The sequence below is a fragment of the Streptomyces sp. NBC_01476 genome, from assembly GCF_036227265.1.
Taxonomy (GTDB): domain Bacteria; phylum Actinomycetota; class Actinomycetes; order Streptomycetales; family Streptomycetaceae; genus Actinacidiphila.
Genome location: NZ_CP109446.1, coordinates 657,501 through 677,352, shown reverse-complemented (window position 1 = coordinate 677,352; position 19,852 = coordinate 657,501). Strand labels below are relative to the sequence as shown.

Sequence of the window (19,852 nt, the reverse complement as noted above, 5' to 3'; positions counted from 1 at the left end):
GCGCGGCGGCCGTTCAGACGCCGTGCATCCGTGGCACGTGATACCGGCGGCGGCTGCCCCGCTGCCGCCCGGCCGACCGCGCCGCCCGGCGGGCTCTGCGCCGCTCCCTGCGCAGCGCCCGCGCCGCGCTGCTCGGACTGGACACCACACCGTTGCGCTGGTTCCACACCTGGCGGGTCACCCATACATCGAGCACCGCCCAGGTGGCGACCACACAAGTGAGCACGGTGAACAGCATCATGGGGGCGGTGAGCCAGGAGTGCCCGGCCGCCAGCAGCAGCTCGACCACCGCCTCGATCAGCGCCACCGACACGATCAGTACGGCCCGTACCGCCGCGGCGCGCACCGGATCAGGCAGCCGCGGAGTACCGACCGCCTCTTCCTCCCACACCGATTGGCTCTCGAACGTCATGAAAGGTCCCTGCCCCGAAAAAACCGGGTGCATTCAGGAGGTACGTTTCCGGCCAGACCTGCCCAACCCGCGGGACGAACTTTCGAGTTACCCCGAACGCAGTAGTAGGCTCACGCCGTTTAAACGCGACACAGGACCCCCGAAGTGGGGGAGACGTTGGGGAGGCCATGCGCTTTCGCGGTACGACGATCCGCCGGAAGATCGTGGCGCTGCTGCTGATCCCCCTGGTGTCCCTCACCGCCATCTGGGCCTTTGCCGCTACGATCACCGGTCGCGCGGTGTTCGGACGGCCGGACATCAAAACGGTGGCGCAGAACATCGGCTACCCCGCAGAGGCAGTCATCAGCAGCCTCCAGCAGGAGCGCAAGGTCGCGCTGATGTACGTCGCCAACCCCCGTGACTCCGAAGCCCGTATCGCTTTCAGCAAGCAAGAACACGCCACCGACGCGTCGATCGCCAAGCTGCGCACCCAGATCGCCACCTCGCACGCGCGTGGCGAACTGGACAGCACCGCCCAGGACAAGCTGGACATCTTTCTCAACACCGTCGAAGGCGCCACCTCGTTGCGCCAGCGGGTCGACAACCAGCGCATCACCCGCAACGACACCTATGACGCGTACAACGGACTGATCACCCCGGCCTTCGATCTCTTCGACGACCTCAACCCGCTCTCGGACACCGCCAAGGACAGTCGGCGCCGGGCCGGCGTCGGCCTGATGCGGGCCCGCGAACAGGTCAGCCGCGAGGACGCGTTGATGACCGTGGCGATCAGCAGCGGGCACATGAACGCCGCCGAGCTCACCTCCTTCACCTTCGCCGTCGCCAATGAGCGCAACTACTACCAGGACGAACTGCAGGCGCTCGGCCCGGCACTGCGCGGCCCCTATGACGCGTACTGGCAGAGCACCAACGGCAAGGAGATCCGCGCGGCGCAGGACGCGGTGATCGCGGCCGGTACCGAGAACGCCCCGGTGGTGGCGGCCCATCTGCAGTGGCCCACGCTGGCAGGCGACGTCTTCGACGATCTGGGCCGGCTGGACAATGCCTCGTCACTGGAATTCACCCAGGAAGACCCGCTGTCCACGTCGGTGATCACCGAAGCGGCCATCGCCGGCGGTTTCGGTCTGATCGCGGTCATCGCGTCGGTCATCGTCTCGGTCCGCATCGGCCGCAGCCTCATCCGCGACCTCACCGGGCTGCGCCGTGAGGCCCAGGAGGTCTCCGGCACCCGGCTGCCGCGGGTGATGCGCCGGCTGGCCGCCGGTGAACAGGTCGACGTCGAGACCGAAGTGCCGCGGCTGCAGTACACCGACGACGAGATGGGCCAGGTCGGCAAGGCGCTCAACATCCTGCAGCGCACCGCGGTCGAAGCCGCCGTCCGCCAGGCCGACATGCGCAAGGGCGTCTCCGACGTCTTCGTCAACCTGGCCCGCCGCAGCCAGGTGCTGCTGCACCGGCAGCTCACCCTGCTCGACGCGATGGAACGCAGGACCGAGGACGCCGAGGAACTCGCCGACCTTTTCCGCCTCGACCACATGACCACCCGTATGCGCCGGCACGCCGAGGGCCTGGTCATCCTCTCCGGCGCCGCGCCCTCCCGGCAGTGGCGCAAGCCGGTGCAGCTGATGGACGTGGTCCGTGCCGCCGTCGCCGAGGTCGAGGACTACGAGCGGATCGAAGTACGCCGGCTGCCGCGGCTCGCGGTGAGCGGCGCCGCGGTCGCCGACCTCACTCACCTGCTGGCCGAACTCATCGAGAACGCCGCGGTGTTCTCGCCGCCGCACACCCAAGTGCGGCTGAACGGCGAGGCCGTCGCCAACGGCTTCGTGCTGGAGATCGACGACCGCGGCCTCGGGCTGACCCCGGACGCGCTGCTCGAAGCGAACCTCCGGCTCGCCGAGACCCCCGAGTTCGAACTCTCCGACACCGACCGGCTCGGCCTGTTCGTGGTCAGCCGGCTCGCCCAGCGGCACGGAGTGCGGGTCTCGCTGCGGCAGTCGCCCTACGGCGGCACCACCGCGGTGGTACTGATCCCCGCGCCGCTGCTCACCGAGACCGGCGACGACACGGGTTCCACCCGGATCGGCGACATGCCCGAGCCGCACCTGCTGCGGCCGTCCGCCGACACCGAACACACCTTCCGCCAGTGGGGCCTGGACCCGTCCGGCGGCGAGACGCACAAGGAGCACTCGGCCCACGCCGACGAGCCGGCCCTGGTGCCCGAGGACGAGACGGAGCCGGCGGAGCCGGACGAGCCGCTGCCGTTGCCGCGTCGGCGCCGCAGCGCGGGGGCTCCGGTGCTGGTCTCCGACCACGGCCGGCCGGTCGCGGGAGCAGCGGAACCCGTCGCCGAACCCGTCGCGGAACCAGCCGTGAAAGCGGCCGCCGAGCGGGCCGCGGGGCCTGCCTCGCAGCCGTCCGCCGGGGCCGGGAGCCCTGCGCAGCCGCTGCCCCCCGCCCAGCCTGTCGAGCCGGTGTCCCCGGAAGCCTCCGGGCGGCCCGCCAGGTCCGCGGCACGCGCGCCGGACGCCACCACCCCGGAAGGCGGCGGTACCGTGCTTCCGCGCCGGATCCGGCAGGCGAGCCTCGCGCCGCAGCTGCGGACCGAGGCCACCCAGCAGAACGCCCAGCCGGCGCACGAGGCCAGGGAGCGTTCCGCGGACGAGGTCCGCGACCGGATGGCGTCCTTCCAGCGCGGCTGGCAGCGCGGTCGTGAAATGGCCGACGCGGAGACCGACGACACATCGACATCGGTACCGAGAACGACACCTGAGGGGAACGGTCGATGACCGCACCATCAAGTCCGACACGTGAGCTGAGCTGGCTCCTTGACGATCTGGTCGCCCGGGTGGCCAGTATCCGCAAGGCCCTGGTGCTCTCCGGCGACGGCCTGGCCATCGGTGCTTCGGACGGGCTCACGCGTGAGGATTCCGAGCACCTGGCCGCCGTCGCGTCCGGCTTCCACAGCCTGGCCAAGGGCGTCGGCCGGCACTTCGGTGCCGGCGGCGTCCGGCAGACCATGGTGGAGCTGGACGAGGCATTCCTCTTCGTCACCGCGGCCGGCGACGGCAGCTGTCTGGCGGTCCTCAGCGACGCGGACTCCGACGTCGGTCAGATCGCGTACGAAATGGCCCTGCTGGTCAAGCGGGTGGGCGCCCATCTCGGCTCGGCGCCGCGCGCCGACGGCGGCACGGCGCTCAGCGGCTGACCGGATGAGCTGACGGACGGGGTGAGGGGGTGTCATGACGTCGGAATCGGACCGCTGGTACGACGACGCGGCGGGCCCGGTGGTGCGGCCGTACGCGATGACGCGCGGCCGGACCAGCCACGCGGCCGAGGCGAAGATCGACCTGATCGCCCTGGTGGTGAGCGAGACCGACGCCGGGGACGACACCGCCCTGGAGGACCACACCCTGTCGCCCGAGCACCTGGACATCGTGGAGCGGTGCCAGGTGCAGGCCACCTCGGTGGCCGAACTCGCCGCCGACCTCGATCTGCCGGTCGGGGTGGTGCGGGTGCTCGTCGGTGATCTGCTGGAGGCCGAGCATGTGCACATCCACAAGCCGGTCCCGCCGGCCGAACTGCCCGACGAGAGCATCCTGCGAGAGGTGATCAACGGGCTGCGCGCCCTGTAGGCCGCCTGTCGAACCCGTCCGCCCGGCGCGGTCACCGCCGAGGTATCCGCACTCCCGCCAGGGACGCATCCGCCGAGGAAGTAGAGAACAGACCATGGCCCTCGTCCGCTCCGAACGCCGCCCCAAGCCGCCCGCCGACGAGCCGGTGGCGCTCAAGCTGCTGGTGGCGGGCGGCTTCGGTGTCGGCAAGACCACCCTGGTGGGCTCGGTCAGCGAGATCCGGCCGCTGCGTACCGAGGAGTCGCTGAGCGAGCTCGGCCGCCCGGTGGACCACACAGAAGGCGTCGAGTCCAAGCGGACCACCACCGTCGCGATGGACTTCGGGCGGATCACCCTGCGCGACAACCTGGTGCTGTACCTGTTCGGCACGCCGGGGCAGGACCGGTTCTGGTTCCTGTGGGACGAACTGGCGCAGGGCGCACTGGGCGCGGTGGTGCTGGCCGACACCCGGCGGCTGCAGGACTGTTTCGCGGCCGTCGACTACTTCGAGCGGCGTGGCATCCCCTTCACCGTCGCGGTCAACTGCTTCGACGGCGCCGAACTGCACGAGCCGGACAAGGTCCGTGACGCGCTCGACCTCGATGGCGGGGTGCCGGTCGTGCTGTGCGACGCGCGCGAGCGCGAGTCCGCCAAGAACGTCCTGATCAGTGTGGTCGAGCACGCGGCCGAGCTGGCTGTGCGGCGCCGGGAGCCGGCCGCCGACTGACCCTGCGCGCAGGGTGGTTGATCACCGCCGGGAGCCGTCCGCCGGGCCGTCCGCGAGGCCGCCGGTGCCTTCGTCGTGGCCGCTGCCCTGCCCGGCGAGCCACTTGGCGGCCGTCTCGGCCAGTTCTGCGTCCCGGCCGGCCAGCATGGTCGTGATCATCTTGACGTCGCCGCGCAGCGACCACGCCGGGTGCCCGAAGGTCGCCGGATTGTTCTTCTCGATCAGGAAGTGCGCAGGCCAGGCCGTCCCGTAGCCGATCAGCGGCAGCGCGGCGGCGTACCTCCCGCGGCCCCGTGCCAGCCCGTAGCCGGTGACAGCGAGCCCGGTGAGGGTGCCTGCCAGGTGCACCCAGCGGGTGGCCGCCTTCGAGTGCATCGCCACGTAATACGGCCAGAACTCCTCGAAGGTGCTGAAGGTCTGCTTCGTCATCACCGCACCGTAGCGCTGCCCCTGGACGTTGTCAGGGGTCCGTGTTACGTTGTTCTCGTCTTGAGAAAGACTCATATTGAGATCAACGTGAGCGGGCTCAACCCGCGGCGGCTGCCGCGGACATGGGCGACGGAGAGGACCGGGTGGGCGCCATGCACAGGGCGGACGGAGTGGACAGGGCGGACGCGGCAGAGCGCGAGCGGGAGTTCCTCGCCGGCTACGACCCGCGCGCCTTCGACCCCATCGCCGTCACCGTCGACGTGGTCGCGCTGACCCTGCGGGACGACCGGCTGCATGTGCTGGCCGTCCGGCGCGGTGGACCGCCTTTCGACGGTGCCTGGGCGCTGCCCGGCGGATTCGTCCGGGCCGGCCGTGAATCGCTGGACGAAGCCGCGGCCCGCGAACTCGCCGAGGAGACCGGCCTGGACGCGTCCGCGCTCGGCCGGGTCCACCTCGAGCAGCTCGGCTCCTACGGACGTCCGGACCGCGACCCGCGCATGCACGTCGTCTCCGTCGCCTACCTCGCCTTCGCCCCGGGCCTGCCCGACGCCGAGGCGGGCAGCGACGCCGCCGGCGCGGCCTGGGTCCCGCTGGAAGCGATGTCCTCCACCGGGCAACCGGAAAGACCGGCTCCGCGTCCCTTCGAGCAGGGTCGGCGGCCCGGGACCTACGGGGGTGGACCCGGCCGCCGGCCTGACCCCTTCCCGCCCGGCGCGATCCAGCTGGCCTTCGACCACCTCGACATCCTCGCCGACGGTCTGGAACGCGCCCGCGCCAAGATCGAGTACACCCCGCTGGCCACCGCCTTCCTCGCCGAGACCTTCACCATCGGCGAACTCCGGTCGGTCTACGAGACGGTGTGGGGCGCGTCGCTGCACGCCGGCAACTTCCACCGCAAAGTGCTCTCCGTCCCCGGCTTCGTGGAGTCCACCGGGGCGACCGACGCCCGCCAGGGCAGCCGCGGCGGCCCGCGGGCCAAGCTCTACCGGGCCGGCGACGCCACCTTGCTGCACCCCGCCCTGCTGCGTCCGGACCGGGAGGCGACCATACGATGACGGCCGTCCGTGAGCCGATCCGCACCTTCGACGACGCGCTCGCCGCCCTTCCGGCCGGCTTCCCGGCCGACGCGGACGCCGCCGCCCGGCACTACCGGCGCCTGGCCCGCCTGCTCCACCCCGACACCGCGCCGCCCGGCCGCACCGACCAGGCCACCGCGGCCTTCGCCCGGCTGAGTGCCGCCTGGCAGGCCCGGTCCGCCGACCTTCCGGTCCTCACCTCGCCGCACCACTCGTACGTGCTCGGTCCCGCCATCGCCACCGGTGACCTCGCCGAACTGCGCACCGCCCACCACCGGCGTGCCGGCGAGCACCGCGAAGCCGTACTCAAGATCCCGCTGCGGCCCCGCGACAACGACCTGATGTCCCACGAAGCGGCCGTCCTCACCCGCCTCGGCACCGTCGGCGAACCGCGCCACCGCGCCTACGCGCCGACCCTGCTCGAAAGCTTCCGGGACCGCTCCGCGGACGGCACCGAACGCGTGATCAACGTGCTCGCACCGCTCGCCGGCTTCCACACCCTCGCCCAGGTAGCCGCCGCACACCCCGGAGGGCTCGACCCGCGGGACGCCGCCTGGATGTGGCGCCGCCTGCTGGCCGCCCTCGGCTGGATCCACCGGGCCTGCCTGGTGCACGGCGCGGTCTTCCCCGAACACGTCCTCATCCACCCCGAGTTGCACGGCCTGGTCCTCCTCGACTGGTGCTACGCGACCGCCACCGGCACCCACCTGCCCGTCCTCGTCGACCGGCACCGCGACAGCTACCCGCCGGAAGTCCACGACCGCGGCCCCGCCACGGCCGCCACCGACATCCACCTCGCCGCCCTGTGCATGCGGCAGCTGATGGGCGATCAGGCACCGCCGCCGCTACGGGCGTTCGTACGCGGCTGCACCCTGCCCCGCCCCGGCGCCCGCCCGCAGGACGCCTGGCGGCTCCTCGCCGAACTCGACGCCGTGCTCGACCGGCTCTACGGACGGCGCACCTTCCGCCCGTTCACCATGCCGACCGCACCGGCCGTCTGACACACCATCACCCACCACCCAACACACCACCACCCAGGGGGAATCACCATGGGAAGCGGAAGCTGGTCCACCAACGTCTACGACGCCGCCGCGCGCTACCGAGCCGCCTCCGGCACCGACGCCTTCGCCTACAGCGACCACGTCACCCGCTCGGCGCCCCGCAGCAGCTGGCGCGCCCACCAGACGCTCGACCCGTACGGCCTCACCGTCCGGGAGAGCCGCGACTCCGCCGAGCACCCCACCTCGCTCGCGATCTCGGTGCTCTTCGACGTCACCGGCTCCATGGGCGGCGTCCCGCGGGTCCTGCAGACCAAACTCCCCGATCTCTTCGGCCTGTTGCTGCGCAAGGGCTACACCGAGCACCCGCAGATCCTCTTCGGCGCCGTCGGCGACGCCACCTGCGACCGTGTGCCGCTGCAGCTGGGCCAGTTCGAGTCGGACAACCGGATGGACGACCACCTCGGCAACATCCTGCTGGAAGGGGGCGGCGGCGGCCAGATGACCGAGTCCTACGAACTCGCGCTCTACGCGATGGCCCGGCACACCGCCCTCGACTGCTACGAGAAGCGCGGCCGCCGCGGATACCTCTTCGTCATCGGCGACGAGATGCCCTACGGCAAGGTCAAGTCCCGCGAAGTCCGCGATGTGCTGGGCGAGTCGATCTCCCGCGACATACCGCTGCCGGAGATCCTCGCCGAACTCCAGCGGAAGTTCCACGTCTTCTACATCCTCCCGGCCGGCGCCTCCTACGCCGGGAACCCCGAAGTGCTCGCCTTGTGGCGCAAGCTGCTGGGCCAGAACGTCATCGAACTCGACAACCTCGACGCCGTCTGCGAAACCATCGCCCTCACCGTGGGCCTCGGCGAAGAGGCCATCGACCTGGCGGCAGGGCTCGCCGACCTGGAGGACATCGGCTCCACCGTGGTGGACTCGGTCGCCCGCGCACTGGAGTGATCCGCGGCGCCAGCCCGCGCCGGTCCGCCGCGCGGGCGGGCGGGCGGCGCACCGGCAGCCATACAGCAGCAGCCCCAGGCAAGGAGTACCTGTGCACACGCTCGTGGTGGACTTCGGCTTCGGCGACGCCGGCAAAGGCGCCACCGTAAGCCACCTCTGCGCCACCGCCGACCGTCCGGTCCCCGCTGTGATCCGCTTCAACGGCGGTGCCCAGGCCGCCCACAACGTCGTCACTCCGGCCGGCCTCCACCACACCTTCGCGCAGTTCGGCGCCGGCACCCTCCACGGCACCCCCACCCACCTGTCCCGCTTCATGTCGGTGGACCCCCTGGCCCTCACCGCCGAAGCCGACCACCTCAGCGCGCTCGGCGTACCCGCCCCGTACGCCCTGCTGAGCACCGACCGGCGGGCACCGCTCACCACCCCCTACCACGCCGCCGCCAACCGCCTGCGCGAGCAGTCCCGCGGCAGCGCCCGGCACGGCTCGTGCGGAATGGGCGTCGGTGAGACCACCGCCTACGCCCTCGCCCACCCCGACGACGCGCCGACCGCGGGTGACTGCTCCTCCCGGCCCCGGCTGCTGCGCCGGCTGCGGCTGCTGCGGGACCGCCTCACTGACGAACTGGGCCCGCTGCCCGCACCGCCGATCGAGGCGTTCGCCGACGTCTGCACCGCTTTCGCACAGGCCGTCACCCTCACCGACGAGGACGCACTGCGCGCCCTCGTCCGCCGGGGCCCGCTGGTCTTCGAAGGCGCCCAGGGCGTCCTGCTCGACGAATGGCACGGCTTCCACCCGTACACCACCTGGTCCACCACCACCTTCGCCAACGCCGAGACGCTGCTCGCCGAGGCCGGTGACACCGCGGGCGCCCGCCGCCTCGGCGTCGTCCGCACCTACACCACCCGGCACGGCCCGGGACCGCTGGTCACCGAGGACCCAGGACTGCGGCCACTGCTGCCGGAACCGCACAACGGCCACGGCCGCTGGCAGGGCGCCTTCCGGATCGGCCACTTCGACGCGGTCGCGCACGCCTACGCGGCCGAGGTGTGCGGGGGCGTGGACGCCCTGGCGGTCACCCACCTCGACGCCCCCGGCCGCTGCCGTCGCTTGCGGATCTGCCGCGCGTACGGCATCGACGGCCGGCTGGTGGAGCGGTTGCCCGCAGGGCCGCCCGGGGACCTCGCCCGTCAGGCCGAGCTCACCGCGGAACTGCTCGGCGCGCGCCCCGCGCTGTGGGAGACCCCCGGGCCCGACCCCCGGTGCTGGAGCGACACCATCTCCGGGCTGCTCGGCGCCCCCGTGCTGCTGGAATCCCGCGGACCCTCCCGCCAGACGGTGCGCCCGGCCGTCCCGCGCCCCGTCGGGTAAGGTCCCCCCGTGCCGAAGGACTCCCACTGCTCCGCCTGCGGAACCCCGTTCGCCGCCGACGCCGGCTGGCCCCGTACCTGCGCCGCCTGCGGGACGGTCAGGTACCGCAATCCGCTGCCGGTCGCCGTCGCCCTGCTGCCGGTACGGGCCGCCGGCAGCACCGCACTGGTGGTGATCCGGCGCACCATCGAACCCCGGCGCGGCCGACTGGCCCTGCCCGGCGGCTTCATCGACTTCGGGGAGAGCTGGGAGCACGCCGTCGTCCGCGAACTCGCCGAGGAGACCGGCATCGTCGCCCCGGCGGCCGATGTCACCCTCGCCGACGCCCTCACCGACGAAGCCGGCGGCTATCTCCTGCTGTTCGGGCTGCTGCCGGTCCTCGACGCCGCCGAACTCCCGCCGTCCGCCGCAACCGACGAGACCGAAGGCCACCAACTCCTGCACGCCCCGGAAGAGTTGGGCTTCGACCTGCACACCCTGGCGGTGCGCCGCTGGTTCGCCGGCGACTACGGCGCGACGCCCCGGACCCGCACCCGGTAGCCGGGCTCCCCGCCACCGTCCCGCTCCACCACCACCTTGCCGTCCACCCACCGGGACACGAACCGCTCCACCCGGGGCGCGCCCCACCCCTCGGGGTCCCCGGCGAAGACGACCCCGCTGCCGGTACGGCCCTGCCGCGGCGCCCACACCTCCAGCTCGATCGCGCCGTCCGCCCCGGCCACCGGCAGGATCGACCCGGCCTTCGCCAGCACCGGGATACGGTCGAGCGGCGCGTCCAGCAGCACCTGCCCCCGCCCGCGGTACTCCGTCTCTGTCAGCGTGTCGTACCAGCGGCCACGCGGCAGCCGTACCGCCCGCGTCACCGACCCCGGCTCCAGCACCGGCGCCACCAGCAGCGCGTCGCCGAGCAGGAACGCGTCCGCGCACTCCCGCAGCGCCCGGTCGCCCGGCGACTTCCACCACAGCGGCCGTACGTAAGGGGCGCCGGTACCACGGGCGATATGGGAGAGCGTCTCCAGATACGGCAGCAGCCGCACCCGCTCGACCAGCGCCGCACGGGCGTGTTCGAGCGCGGCGGCGCCGAACTCCCACGGCTCCCGCCGCCCGCCGTCGATCGCCGAATGCGTCCGGAAGAACGGCAGATACGCCCCCAGCTGGAACCAGCGCACGTACAGCTCGGGCGACGGCGTACCGGTGAAACCGCCCACGTCAGGACCCGAGTACGGCACCCCGCACAGCCCGAGGCCCAGCACCAGCGCCAGGGAGGCCCGCAGCCCCTCCCAGCCGGTCGCCACATCGCCCGACCAACTGCCGCCGTACCGCTGCATACCCGCCCAGCCGGAGCGGGAGAAGAGGAAGGGCCGCTGCTCCGGCCGCAGTCTGCGCAGCCCCTCGTACCCGGCCCGGGCCATCGTCAGACCGTAGACGTTGTGCGCCTCACGGTGGTCCCCGCCGCGGCCGTCCAGCACATGGCGGGCGGACCGCGGCAGCGTCGGATCGCCGAACGGGGCGAAGGACACCGGTTCGTTCATGTCGTGCCACACCCCGGCGAAGCCCTGCGCCAGCCGCTCCGCGTAGAGGCCGCCCCACCAGGCCCGCGTCCGCGGGTCGGTGAAGTCGGGGAAGACCGCCTCACCCGGCCAGACCACCCCCCGCACCGGCTCCCCGCGGGCGTCCCGCACAAAGGCGTCCGCGGCGCTGCCCTCGTCGTACGCGGCCAGCCCCCGTTCCACCTTGACCGCCGGGTCCACGATCGACACCAGCCGCACCCCCTGCCCGGCCAACTCCGCGGCCAGGCCCGGCAGATCGGGGAAGTTCCGGCGGTCCACCGTGAACACCCGGTGGCCGTCGAAGTGGTCGATGTCCAGATGCAGCACCGACAGCGGCAGCCCGCGCTCGCGGTAGCCCGCCGCCACCCGGCGGACCTCCTGCTCGCTGCCGAAACCCCACCGGGAGTGGTGGTGGCCCAGCGCCCAGCGCGGCGGCAGCGCGGGGCGGCCGGTCAGCGCCGTCCAGCCGGCCAGCACCCGGGCGGGCGTACCGGCGATCACCCAGTACCGCAGCGGTCCGCCGTCCATCCGCACCTCGCAGCCGCCCGGCCGGTCATGGCCGGAGCCGGCGCCCTCCTCGCCGTCGCGCAGCGTCACCCGGCCGTCCCAGGTGTTGTCGTGGAAGATCAGATGGCAGCCCGCGTCCGCGACCACCAGCTGCAGCGGCATGGTGATGTACAGCGGGTCGTCGCCCGGCGCGAAGGACCCGCCCGGGTCGGTGTTCCACAGCCGGTAGCCGCCCGCGGGCAGCCGCGGCCCCGCCGCCCGGCCGCCGAGCCCGTACACCCGGGCGTCGGCGGGCGTCTCCGAGCGCTGCACCCAGCGGGCCCCGCCGCCCTCCTGCTGCCCGGTGGCGTCCCACCAGCGGGGCGGCAGCTCCCGGCGCAGCAGCAGCCCGCCGGGGGTGCGGATCTCCACCGCGCCGTGCCGGGAGATCAGCACGGTGACCCGCTCCGAGACCACCCGCCAGCCGTCCTTGTCCGGCTCCAGCACCGCCCGGGTGTCCGCCGCGGGACATGCCCCGCCCGCCGGACCCTCGCCGGCCAGTGCGTACGAGGGCTCCGGCGCGGCTCCGTCCCAGCCGCAGAAGACCGCGCCGCCGACCGCCACCCGCACCCGCAGCACCGAACGCGTGAAGCGGACGACCCCGCCGCCGGGCAACGGCTCGGCCTCCACCGCGGCCCCCGGCACCCTGGCACGCTCCGGGCCGCGCCGGGGGAGATCCCGCGCGTCGGCCCGCTGCCGGCGCCACGCCGAGCGTGCGGCACGCCGGCCATTGGCGGAACCCGCCATCCGAACCGATCTCAGCAGGTCCCGAGCATTCATGTGCCAACTTTCGCACTGAAACCACCATCGGCGCCGCCCGTTCAGTCAGCGTTCACCTGCAAGGGGCCGCCCGGATCATCGACGCGCGTCACACGGCCGTCCCGCGGCGCCCCGGGAGCCGCCCTGGCGTACCGGACGATCACATGGCATCGTCCTGCCCAGCCCCCCGCGGCGGGAGACCCCCGCCCGGGACCCAGCAGCCACGCAACGACGCGTACCGTCCGGGAGCCGCCAGATGAGCACCACGCCCGAGCCCGCCGCCCCCGCGGAACCGGCGGACGCCCCGCAGCCGCTGTGGACGCCGGGCCCCGAGCGTGTCGCCCGCGCGCAGCTCACCCGCTTCCACCGCTGGGCGGCCGGCCGGCACGGTGCCCCTGCCCCCCGCGCCGCAGACCCGCAGGCCGACTACACCGCCCTGCACTCCTGGTCCGTCCGCGAACCCGAGGCGTTCTGGGGGGCCCTGGCCGAGTGGTACGACGTCCGCTTCTCCAGTCCGTACGAGACGGTGCTCGCCGACCCGGCGATGCCCGGCGCCCGCTGGTTCCCCGGCGCCCGCCTCAACTACGCCGAACACGCGCTGCGCCCCGCACTCGACCCGGCGCGGGCCGCACAGCCCGCACTGCTGCACCTCGACGAACGGCAGCGGCCAGGAACCGTCAGCTGGGCCGAACTCGCCCGGCAGGTCGCCTCGTTGGCGGCGGCGCTGCGCCGGCTCGGCGTCGCCCCCGGCGACCGGGTGAGCGGCTACCTGCCGAACATCCCGCAGGCCGTCGTCGCCCTGCTCGCCACCGCGGCCGTCGGCGGCGTCTGGACCTCCTGCGCCCCCGACTTCGGCGCCCGCAGTGTCCTCGACCGCTTCCAGCAGGTCGAGCCCGTGGTGCTCTTCACCGTCGACGGCTACCGCTACGGCGGGAAGACCCACGACCGCACCGCGGAGGTCGCCGAACTGCGCGCCGGACTCCCGTCGTTGCGCGCCACCGTCCACATCCCGCTGCTGGACACGGTGGCCCCGGAAGGCGCCCTGGACTGGACGGCGTTGACCGCCGGCACGGAGGAACCTGCCTACGAGCAGGTCGCGTTCGACCACCCGCTGTGGGTCCTGTACTCCTCCGGCACCACCGGCCTGCCCAAGGCGATCGTCCAGTCCCAGGGCGGCATCCTGCTGGAACACCTCAAGCAGACCGGCCTCCACCTCGACCTCGGCCCCGGCGACCGCTTCTTCTGGTACACCTCCACCGGCTGGATGATGTGGAACTTCCTGGTCGGCGGCCTGCTCGCGGGCGCCACCATCGTGCTTTACGACGGCAGCCCCGGCTTCCCCGACATCTCCGCCCAGTGGCGGGTCGCGGAACTCACCGGCAGCACCGTCTTCGGCACCTCCGCCGCCTATGTCATCGCCTGCCGCAAGGCCGGCATCCACCCCGGCCGCGCCTTCGGCCTCTCGGCGGTCGACTGCGTCGCCACCACCGGCTCCCCGCTGCCACCTGACGGTTTCCGCTGGCTCCACGACGAGGTCAAGGAGGACCTCTGGATCGCCTCGGTCAGCGGTGGCACCGATGTGTGCAGCTGCTTCGCCGGCGGGGTGCCGACCCTGCCGGTCCACATCGGCGAACTCCAGGCCGCCTGCCTGGGTACGGACCTGCAGGCGTGGGACGCGCAAGGCCGCCCGGTGTCCGGTGAGGTCGGCGAACTCGTCGTGACCAACCCCATGCCCTCGATGCCGATCCGGTTCTGGAACGACCCGGGCGGCACCCGCTACCGCGAGAGCTACTTCGAGATGTTCCCCGGCGTGTGGCGGCACGGCGACTGGATCACGCTCACCGACCGCGGCACCGTCGTCATCCACGGCCGCTCCGACTCCACCCTCAACCGGCAGGGCGTCCGGATGGGTTCCTCGGACATCTACGAGGTCGTCGAACGCCTCCCGGAGATCCGCGAATCACTCGTCATCGGCATCGAACAGCCCGACGGCGGCTACTGGATGCCGCTCTTCGTCCAGCTCGCCGACGGCGCCGCCCTGGACGACCCGCTCCGGGACCGGATCCGCGCCGCGATCCGCGGTGAACTCTCCCCGCGGCACGTCCCCGACGAGATCATCGCGGTGCCCGGGGTCCCGCACACCCTCACCGGCAAGCGCATCGAGGTCCCGGTCAAGCGGCTGCTGCAAGGCACCTCACTGGAGAAGGCGGTCAACCCCGGCTCGGTGGACGACCTCGGGGTGCTCCGCTTCTACGAGCGGCTCGCCGCGGACCGGGCCGGCGGCCGCTCGTAGAAGCGGCTCATACTGCTGAACGGGCCTCCACAGCCGGGCTGTTCAGCCTGTGTACGGGGCGAAGATCTTCGAGAACTCGTACGGCGCCTGGGAGATGTTGGTGCACTTGTACAGGGCGCCGGTGCAGGCGTTGGCGTCCCGGCCCTCTTCCCAGAACGAGAGCATGCCCAGGTGCTTGCTCCTGGCGAAGGTGACGAGCTGCTGCGCGTCGGCCTGGTTGTAGATGTGCCCGTCGTCGTTCTGGCCGAGCATCGGGGTGACCCCCACCATCGCCCACACCTGGGCGTCGGACTTGCCCGGGTAGAGCGATGTGAGCTGGCTGAACAGGCTGTTGGCGGCCTGGACCGCCGCGTCGCCGTAGTCGACGTTCTGGTAGTAGTCCATGGCCATCGCGTTGACCATGTCCAGGTTGACGCCCGCGTTCTTCGCCGCGGTGACGACGTTCAGCCCGTCGGAGGTCAGGCCGTTGGGCAGTACCGGGAGGGTCAGCGAGATCCGCAGACCGGGGTGGGTCTGCTGGAGCTTGGCCAGGGCCTGGGAGCGCAGCGCGATCGACGCGGGTTCGGCGACCGCCGCACCCTCGATGTCGAAGTCGGCGTAGGAGAGGCTGTAGGCGTCCACCACCGCCGCGTACTCGGTGGTGAGAGCGTCGACCGAGGAGCACGCCTGGGCCAGTTCGATGCCGCTTGCACCGCCGAAGGAGATCTTCACGTCCCCGCCGGCCGCCCTGATCGCATCGATCTGGTCCTTGGCCCACGCCTGCCGCGGGTCGTAGGCGTTGAACCACGAAGCCTTGCAGCCGGCCGACGTGACGAAGCCGAGCGTGAAGCTCTTCACCCCACTGGCCTGGGACATCGCGGTGAGACTGGGCGTCGGCCACGCGCCCATGTCGACGTAGGGAGCGGTACGGATCAGGCCGGGCGCCGGGTTGCCGCCCCCGCCGCCGGTCGCGCTGGTGGTGCCGGAGACGGCCGCGCTGTACGCCGAGGTGTTGCCGGCCGCGTCCTTGGCCCGCACCTGGAAGGAGTAGGAGGTGGCGGCGGCGAGGCCGGAAGCGGTGTAGGAGGTGCCGGTCACGGCGACGGGGGCCGCGCCGTTCCGGGAGACCTCGTAGCCCGCCACCGAGCCGGAGTTGTCGGTGGAGGCGTTCCAGTGCACGGTCAGCGAGGAACTGGTGGCCGACCCCACGGTGACGCCGCCGGGGACCGACGGGGGAGTGGTGTCGCTGCCGCCGCCCCCGGTGCTGCCGCCCGCGTCGCAGGATCCGCCGTTGAGCTTGCAGTTGGCGGGCGTGCCGGGGCCGGAGTTCACCCACCCGAAGACCGCGGAGGCGTTCGGCGCGAGGGACCCGTTGTAGTCGCGGTTGGTGAAGGTGTAGTGCGTCCCGCTCTGGGTGAGCAGCGCGTCCCAGTAGCTGCCGACACTGCTGCCGGCCGGCAGGTCGAACTCGACCTTCCATGAACTGATCGTGGCGCTGCTGCCGTTGAGGACCGTGTACTGCGCCTGGTAGCCGCTGCCCCAGTCCGAGGTCTTGGCGAAGGTGGCGCCGACGCCGCCGGCCGCCGACGCGGGAGGAGCGAGGAACAGGATGAGCGTGCCGAAGAGCGCGAGAAGGAGGGTGAGGGATCTTCGCATACCGGACTCCCATTTGGTCTGTACCAATGCCGCCCGCGTTCTGGATACTTGACCCGCTGTACCGCCGTCAAGAGGGCCGTCACGCGGCCCCTGACGTCGCATCAGTCCCCTGTAGCCCGGGAACCCCGGGGCACGGCTCCGGCCGGACCGGCCGTTGTCAGAGGGTCCGGTTACGGTGAGTGAGCACGGTCGAGCTGTGGGACACCGGTCCCGCGGCGGCCGGAACCGGAGGGGGAAAACCCATGACACAGACCAGGAACGACGGAGCACGAGGAGCCGGGCGCAAGCGGACGGCCGACGACCGCCGGGGGAGCGGCGGACACCGCGGCGCCACCTCACGGCGGACAGCGGGCACCTCCCGGCAGCGCAACCGCTACCGGCGGGCCCTGCGCAAGGAAGCCCCCGTCGTCGTCGGACTGCTCCTGGACGACCAGGACTTCGCCCTCATGACCGGCGACCGGAGCTTCCCCTTCGACGAGTACGCCGTCTACCTGCACCACCTCGACGGGCTTCTGCACAGCCTGCACGCCCAGGGCACCCACATCGCCGTCACCCTCTTCGACCCGGACGCCTACACCCACTACTGCGAGAGCACCCGCCAGCCACCGGACTCCCCACAGACCCGCACCCGCTACGTCGCCGACGTCACCACGGCCGGCCCCGCCGTGCCGTACGAAGGGCAGCACATCACACAGCTGCGCTCCCACCTCGCCCGCGAAGCCGACCGCAGGGCCACCTGGGAGCGGGCCACCGACGCCCTGATGGACGCGGGACCCTGCCCCGACTGCGACCGGGACCTCGCCCACTGCGCCTTCGACCGCGCCTCGCACACCCTCCTGCGCGTCATCGAAGCCATCGGCCCCGGCGCCCACCACGTCGTCTGCAGCCTCCCGGCGCCGGACAGCCCACCCCTGCTCGCGGCCGTCGAGATCGAGGCCGACGAGGACGGCGAGGTGGACATCGCGGAGGCGGACGCCCTCGTCGTCTGCACGATCATGGCCGCGGGAGAAGCCACCATCCGGCGGCCGGGCGGCCTGGTGGTCCGCACAACGGACGCGACCGGCGCCGAGACGGTACGGGGCTGGTCACTGCGGAAAGGCGAACCCCACCCACTGACCGAGGCAGAGGTCTTCAGCGCCTACTGCACCGACCCGGAGACCGGCGACCCCGTACCGCCGGAGCCCGGCGTCCGCTACCGCGCGGGACTGCCACTGCCACCACCACGGCAGGAGCACCTGCCTGGACGGTAGAGCACGCCAGCAGGCCGCCCCCTGCCCGATCACCCCGGCGACCGGGCAGGGGCCGGCGGCCCTACTCGCCGGACAGCACCCCCTGCGCGGCCCGGCGGGCGCCCTCCGCACTGTCGGTCGCCCGCGCGGCCGAAGCCGCACGCTCGCACTGGGCCAGCGTGTGCTTCGCCAGCGTCGCCCGAACATACGGAATCGACGCCGCACCCATGGAAAGGCTGGTGACACCGAGACCGACCAGCACACACGCGAGCAGCGGGTCCGCCGCCGCCTCACCGCACACGCCGCAGCTCTTGCCCTCGGCCCGCGCCCCGTCGGCGGCGGACGCCACCAGGTCCAGCAGCGCCGGCTGCCACGGATCCTGGTACCGGGACACGGCGCCGGCCTGCCGGTCCGCCGCGAAGGTGTACTGCGCCAGGTCATTGGTGCCCAGCGAGATGAACTCCACCTCCTGGAGCACCGACCGGGCCCGCAGCGCCGCCGCGGGGATCTCCACCATGACCCCGAACTTCGCCGGCAGGCCCGCCTCGCGGCACGCGTCGGCGAAAGCCTTCGCATCCTGGCGGTCGGCCACCATCGGGGCCATGACCTCCAGATGCACCGGCAACCCCTCGGCCGCGAGGGTGAGCGCCCGCAGCTGCGTGCGCAGCACCTCGGGGTGATCGAGCAGCGTCCGCAACCCGCGCACCCCCAGCGCCGGGTTCGGCTCGTCCCCCGGCGTCAGGAAGTCCAGCGGCTTGTCCGCCCCGGCGTCCAGCACCCGGACGACCACCCGTCCCTCGGGAAACGCCTCCAGCACCTGCCGGTACGCCCCGACCTGCTTCTCCACCGACGGCGCGTTCGCGGAATCGTCCAGGAAAAGGAACTCGGTACGGAACAGCCCCACACCCTCCGCCCCCGCCTCGACGGCGGCCGGCACGTCCGCCGGACCACCGATGTTCGCCAGCAACGGCACCTTGTGCCCGTCCGACGTCGCCCCGGGCCCCGACGAAGCGGCCAGCGCCGCCTTCCGTGCGGCAGCGGCCTCGGTCAACGCGGTCCGCTTCGCCGCGCTCGGCTCCACGAACACCTCGCCGGAACTGCCGTCCACCGCCACGACCGTGCCCTCGGCCAGATCCGTGGCCCTGGGAAGCGCCACCACCGCCGGTACACCCAGCGCCCGGGCCAGAATCGCGCTGTGGCTGGTGGGCCCGCCCTCCTCGGTCACAAAACCGAGCACCAGCGCCGGGTCGAGCAGCGCGGTGTCGGCCGGCGCCAGATCCCGTGCGACGAGCACATAGGGCTCATCGCTGTCCGGCACACCCGGCATCGGCACACCGAGCAGCCGCGCCACGATCCGGTTGCGGACATCATCCAGGTCCGCGACCCGGCCGGCCAGATACTCACCCGCGCCGGCCAGCAGCGCCCGATAGGAGGCGAAAGCGTCGTACACCGCCCGTTCGGCCGTACTGCCCACCGCGATCCGGCGTTCGACATCGGCGATCAGCTCCGGGTCCTGCGCCATCAGCGCCTGGGCCTCCAGCACCGCCTGTGCGTCACCCCCGGCCAGATGGCCGCGGGCGGTCAGATCGGCGGCGACCGCCTCCACCGCCTGACGGGCACGGCCCTGCTCACGCGCGGCGTCCTCCGGCCGGATCTGCTTGGCCGGCGGTTCCAGCACGGCTGTGCCCATGTGCCGTACCTCGCCGATCGCCACACCGTGGCTGACGCCCACACCTCGCAGTGTTGTCTCCATCCCCATCTCACTACTTCCAGTTGAAGAGGGTGTCCCCGGCGACGATGTCCCCGGCGTCGATGACCTCGCTGAGCGCTGCCCCGGTGGCCTCCAGTGCGATCACCGGACACACCGGGGACTTCCCGGCCGCCTCCACGGAAGCCGGGTTCCACCGCACGATCCCCTGACCGCGGACCACACTGTCGCCCTTGGCGGCCAACAGCTCGAAGCCTTCGCCATTGAGCTGCACGGTGTCCACACCCAGATGCGTCAGTACCCCGTGTCCCTCGTCGTCCACCACCACGAACGCGTGCGGGTGCAGGGAGACGATGACGCCGTCCACCGGGGACACCGCGTCGGTCTGCTCCCTGAGCGGATCGACCGCGGTCCCGGGTCCCACCATCGCGCCGGAGAACACCGGATCGGGAACCTGGTCGAGTCCGACGGCCCGACCGGCGAGCGGCGACGAAACGGTGGTCATGGAAGCCTCCTGAGTACGGAGCTCAACAGGGGTGTCGTCACTACC

Annotated in this window: 17 protein-coding genes; 11 read left to right on the top strand and 6 right to left on the bottom strand. The window is 72.5% G+C overall.

Annotation, left to right across the window (positions count from 1 at the left end; all coding sequences use genetic code 11):
• Positions 1-13 precede the first annotated feature (13 nt).
• Positions 14-412: a hypothetical protein gene (locus OG552_RS02950; RefSeq protein WP_329129310.1), complete on the bottom strand. Its 399-nt coding sequence runs from the start codon at positions 410-412 to the stop codon at positions 14-16.
• Positions 413-579: 167 nt separating this feature from the next.
• On the opposite strand from OG552_RS02950, the gene OG552_RS02945 reads away from it, so the two are divergent.
• From OG552_RS02945 to OG552_RS02930, 4 genes are all read left to right on the top strand, one after another.
• Positions 580-3,201, top strand: coding sequence for a sensor histidine kinase (locus OG552_RS02945; RefSeq protein WP_329129308.1), 2,622 nt, complete (start codon positions 580-582; stop codon positions 3,199-3,201).
• Positions 3,198-3,620, top strand: coding sequence for a roadblock/LC7 domain-containing protein (locus OG552_RS02940; RefSeq protein ID WP_329129305.1), 423 nt, complete (start codon positions 3,198-3,200; stop codon positions 3,618-3,620). The genes OG552_RS02945 and OG552_RS02940 overlap by 4 nt, the downstream gene beginning before the upstream one ends.
• Positions 3,621-3,654: 34 nt before the next feature.
• Positions 3,655-4,047: a DUF742 domain-containing protein gene (locus OG552_RS02935; protein WP_329129303.1), complete on the top strand. Its 393-nt coding sequence runs from the start codon at positions 3,655-3,657 to the stop codon at positions 4,045-4,047.
• Between the two features lie 94 nt (positions 4,048-4,141).
• Positions 4,142-4,753 (top strand): GTP-binding protein, encoded by a 612-nt coding sequence (locus tag OG552_RS02930; protein WP_329129301.1) that lies wholly within the window; start codon positions 4,142-4,144, stop codon positions 4,751-4,753.
• 21 nt (positions 4,754-4,774) lie between these two features.
• Here the strand turns inward: OG552_RS02930 and OG552_RS02925 are convergent, their stop codons facing one another.
• Positions 4,775-5,182, bottom strand: a complete 408-nt coding sequence (locus OG552_RS02925) for a DUF962 domain-containing protein (protein ID WP_329129300.1) — start codon at positions 5,180-5,182, stop codon at positions 4,775-4,777.
• A gap of 152 nt (positions 5,183-5,334) precedes the next feature.
• On the opposite strand from OG552_RS02925, the gene OG552_RS02920 reads away from it, so the two are divergent.
• From OG552_RS02920 to OG552_RS02900, 5 genes are all read left to right on the top strand, one after another.
• The gene (locus tag OG552_RS02920) at positions 5,335-6,237 is read left to right on the top strand and encodes an NUDIX hydrolase (RefSeq protein ID WP_329129298.1); all 903 of its coding nucleotides are present in this window, start codon (positions 5,335-5,337) and stop codon (positions 6,235-6,237) included.
• Positions 6,234-7,259 (top strand): molecular chaperone DnaJ, encoded by a 1,026-nt coding sequence (locus tag OG552_RS02915; protein WP_329129297.1) that lies wholly within the window; start codon positions 6,234-6,236, stop codon positions 7,257-7,259. The genes OG552_RS02920 and OG552_RS02915 overlap by 4 nt, the downstream gene beginning before the upstream one ends.
• Before the next feature lie 48 nt (positions 7,260-7,307).
• Complete coding sequence (locus OG552_RS02910) at positions 7,308-8,213, top strand: hypothetical protein (protein WP_329129296.1); 906 nt, start codon at positions 7,308-7,310, stop codon at positions 8,211-8,213.
• A 91-nt stretch (positions 8,214-8,304) separates the two neighbouring features.
• Positions 8,305-9,582, top strand: a complete 1,278-nt coding sequence (locus tag OG552_RS02905) for an adenylosuccinate synthetase (protein ID WP_329129294.1) — start codon at positions 8,305-8,307, stop codon at positions 9,580-9,582.
• 9 nt (positions 9,583-9,591) lie between these two features.
• Positions 9,592-10,122, top strand: coding sequence for an NUDIX domain-containing protein (locus OG552_RS02900; RefSeq protein WP_329129293.1), 531 nt, complete (start codon positions 9,592-9,594; stop codon positions 10,120-10,122).
• Here OG552_RS02900 and OG552_RS02895 read toward each other — a convergent pair.
• Entirely contained in the window at positions 10,089-12,458 is a 2,370-nt protein-coding gene (locus OG552_RS02895) for a glycoside hydrolase family 31 protein (RefSeq protein WP_329129291.1), read from the bottom strand. The two genes, OG552_RS02900 and OG552_RS02895, sit on opposite strands and share 34 nt — an antisense overlap.
• A 235-nt stretch (positions 12,459-12,693) precedes the next feature.
• Between OG552_RS02895 and OG552_RS02890 the strand changes: the two genes are divergently transcribed.
• Positions 12,694-14,730, top strand: coding sequence for an acetoacetate--CoA ligase (locus OG552_RS02890; protein WP_329129289.1), 2,037 nt, complete (start codon positions 12,694-12,696; stop codon positions 14,728-14,730).
• Between the two features lie 42 nt (positions 14,731-14,772).
• Here the strand turns inward: OG552_RS02890 and OG552_RS02885 are convergent, their stop codons facing one another.
• Positions 14,773-16,365, bottom strand: a complete 1,593-nt coding sequence (locus tag OG552_RS02885) for a cellulose binding domain-containing protein (RefSeq protein ID WP_329129288.1) — start codon at positions 16,363-16,365, stop codon at positions 14,773-14,775.
• Between the two features lie 242 nt (positions 16,366-16,607).
• On the opposite strand from OG552_RS02885, the gene OG552_RS02880 reads away from it, so the two are divergent.
• Positions 16,608-17,615, top strand: a complete 1,008-nt coding sequence (locus OG552_RS02880; RefSeq protein ID WP_329129286.1) for a hypothetical protein — start codon at positions 16,608-16,610, stop codon at positions 17,613-17,615.
• Between the two features lie 61 nt (positions 17,616-17,676).
• On the opposite strand, the gene ptsP is transcribed toward OG552_RS02880, so the two are convergent.
• Entirely contained in the window at positions 17,677-19,347 is a 1,671-nt protein-coding gene (gene ptsP / locus OG552_RS02875) for a phosphoenolpyruvate--protein phosphotransferase (RefSeq protein WP_329129284.1), read from the bottom strand.
• A 10-nt stretch (positions 19,348-19,357) separates the two neighbouring features.
• The gene (locus OG552_RS02870) at positions 19,358-19,807 is read right to left on the bottom strand and encodes a PTS sugar transporter subunit IIA (protein ID WP_329129283.1); all 450 of its coding nucleotides are present in this window, start codon (positions 19,805-19,807) and stop codon (positions 19,358-19,360) included.
• Positions 19,808-19,852 lie beyond the last annotated feature (45 nt).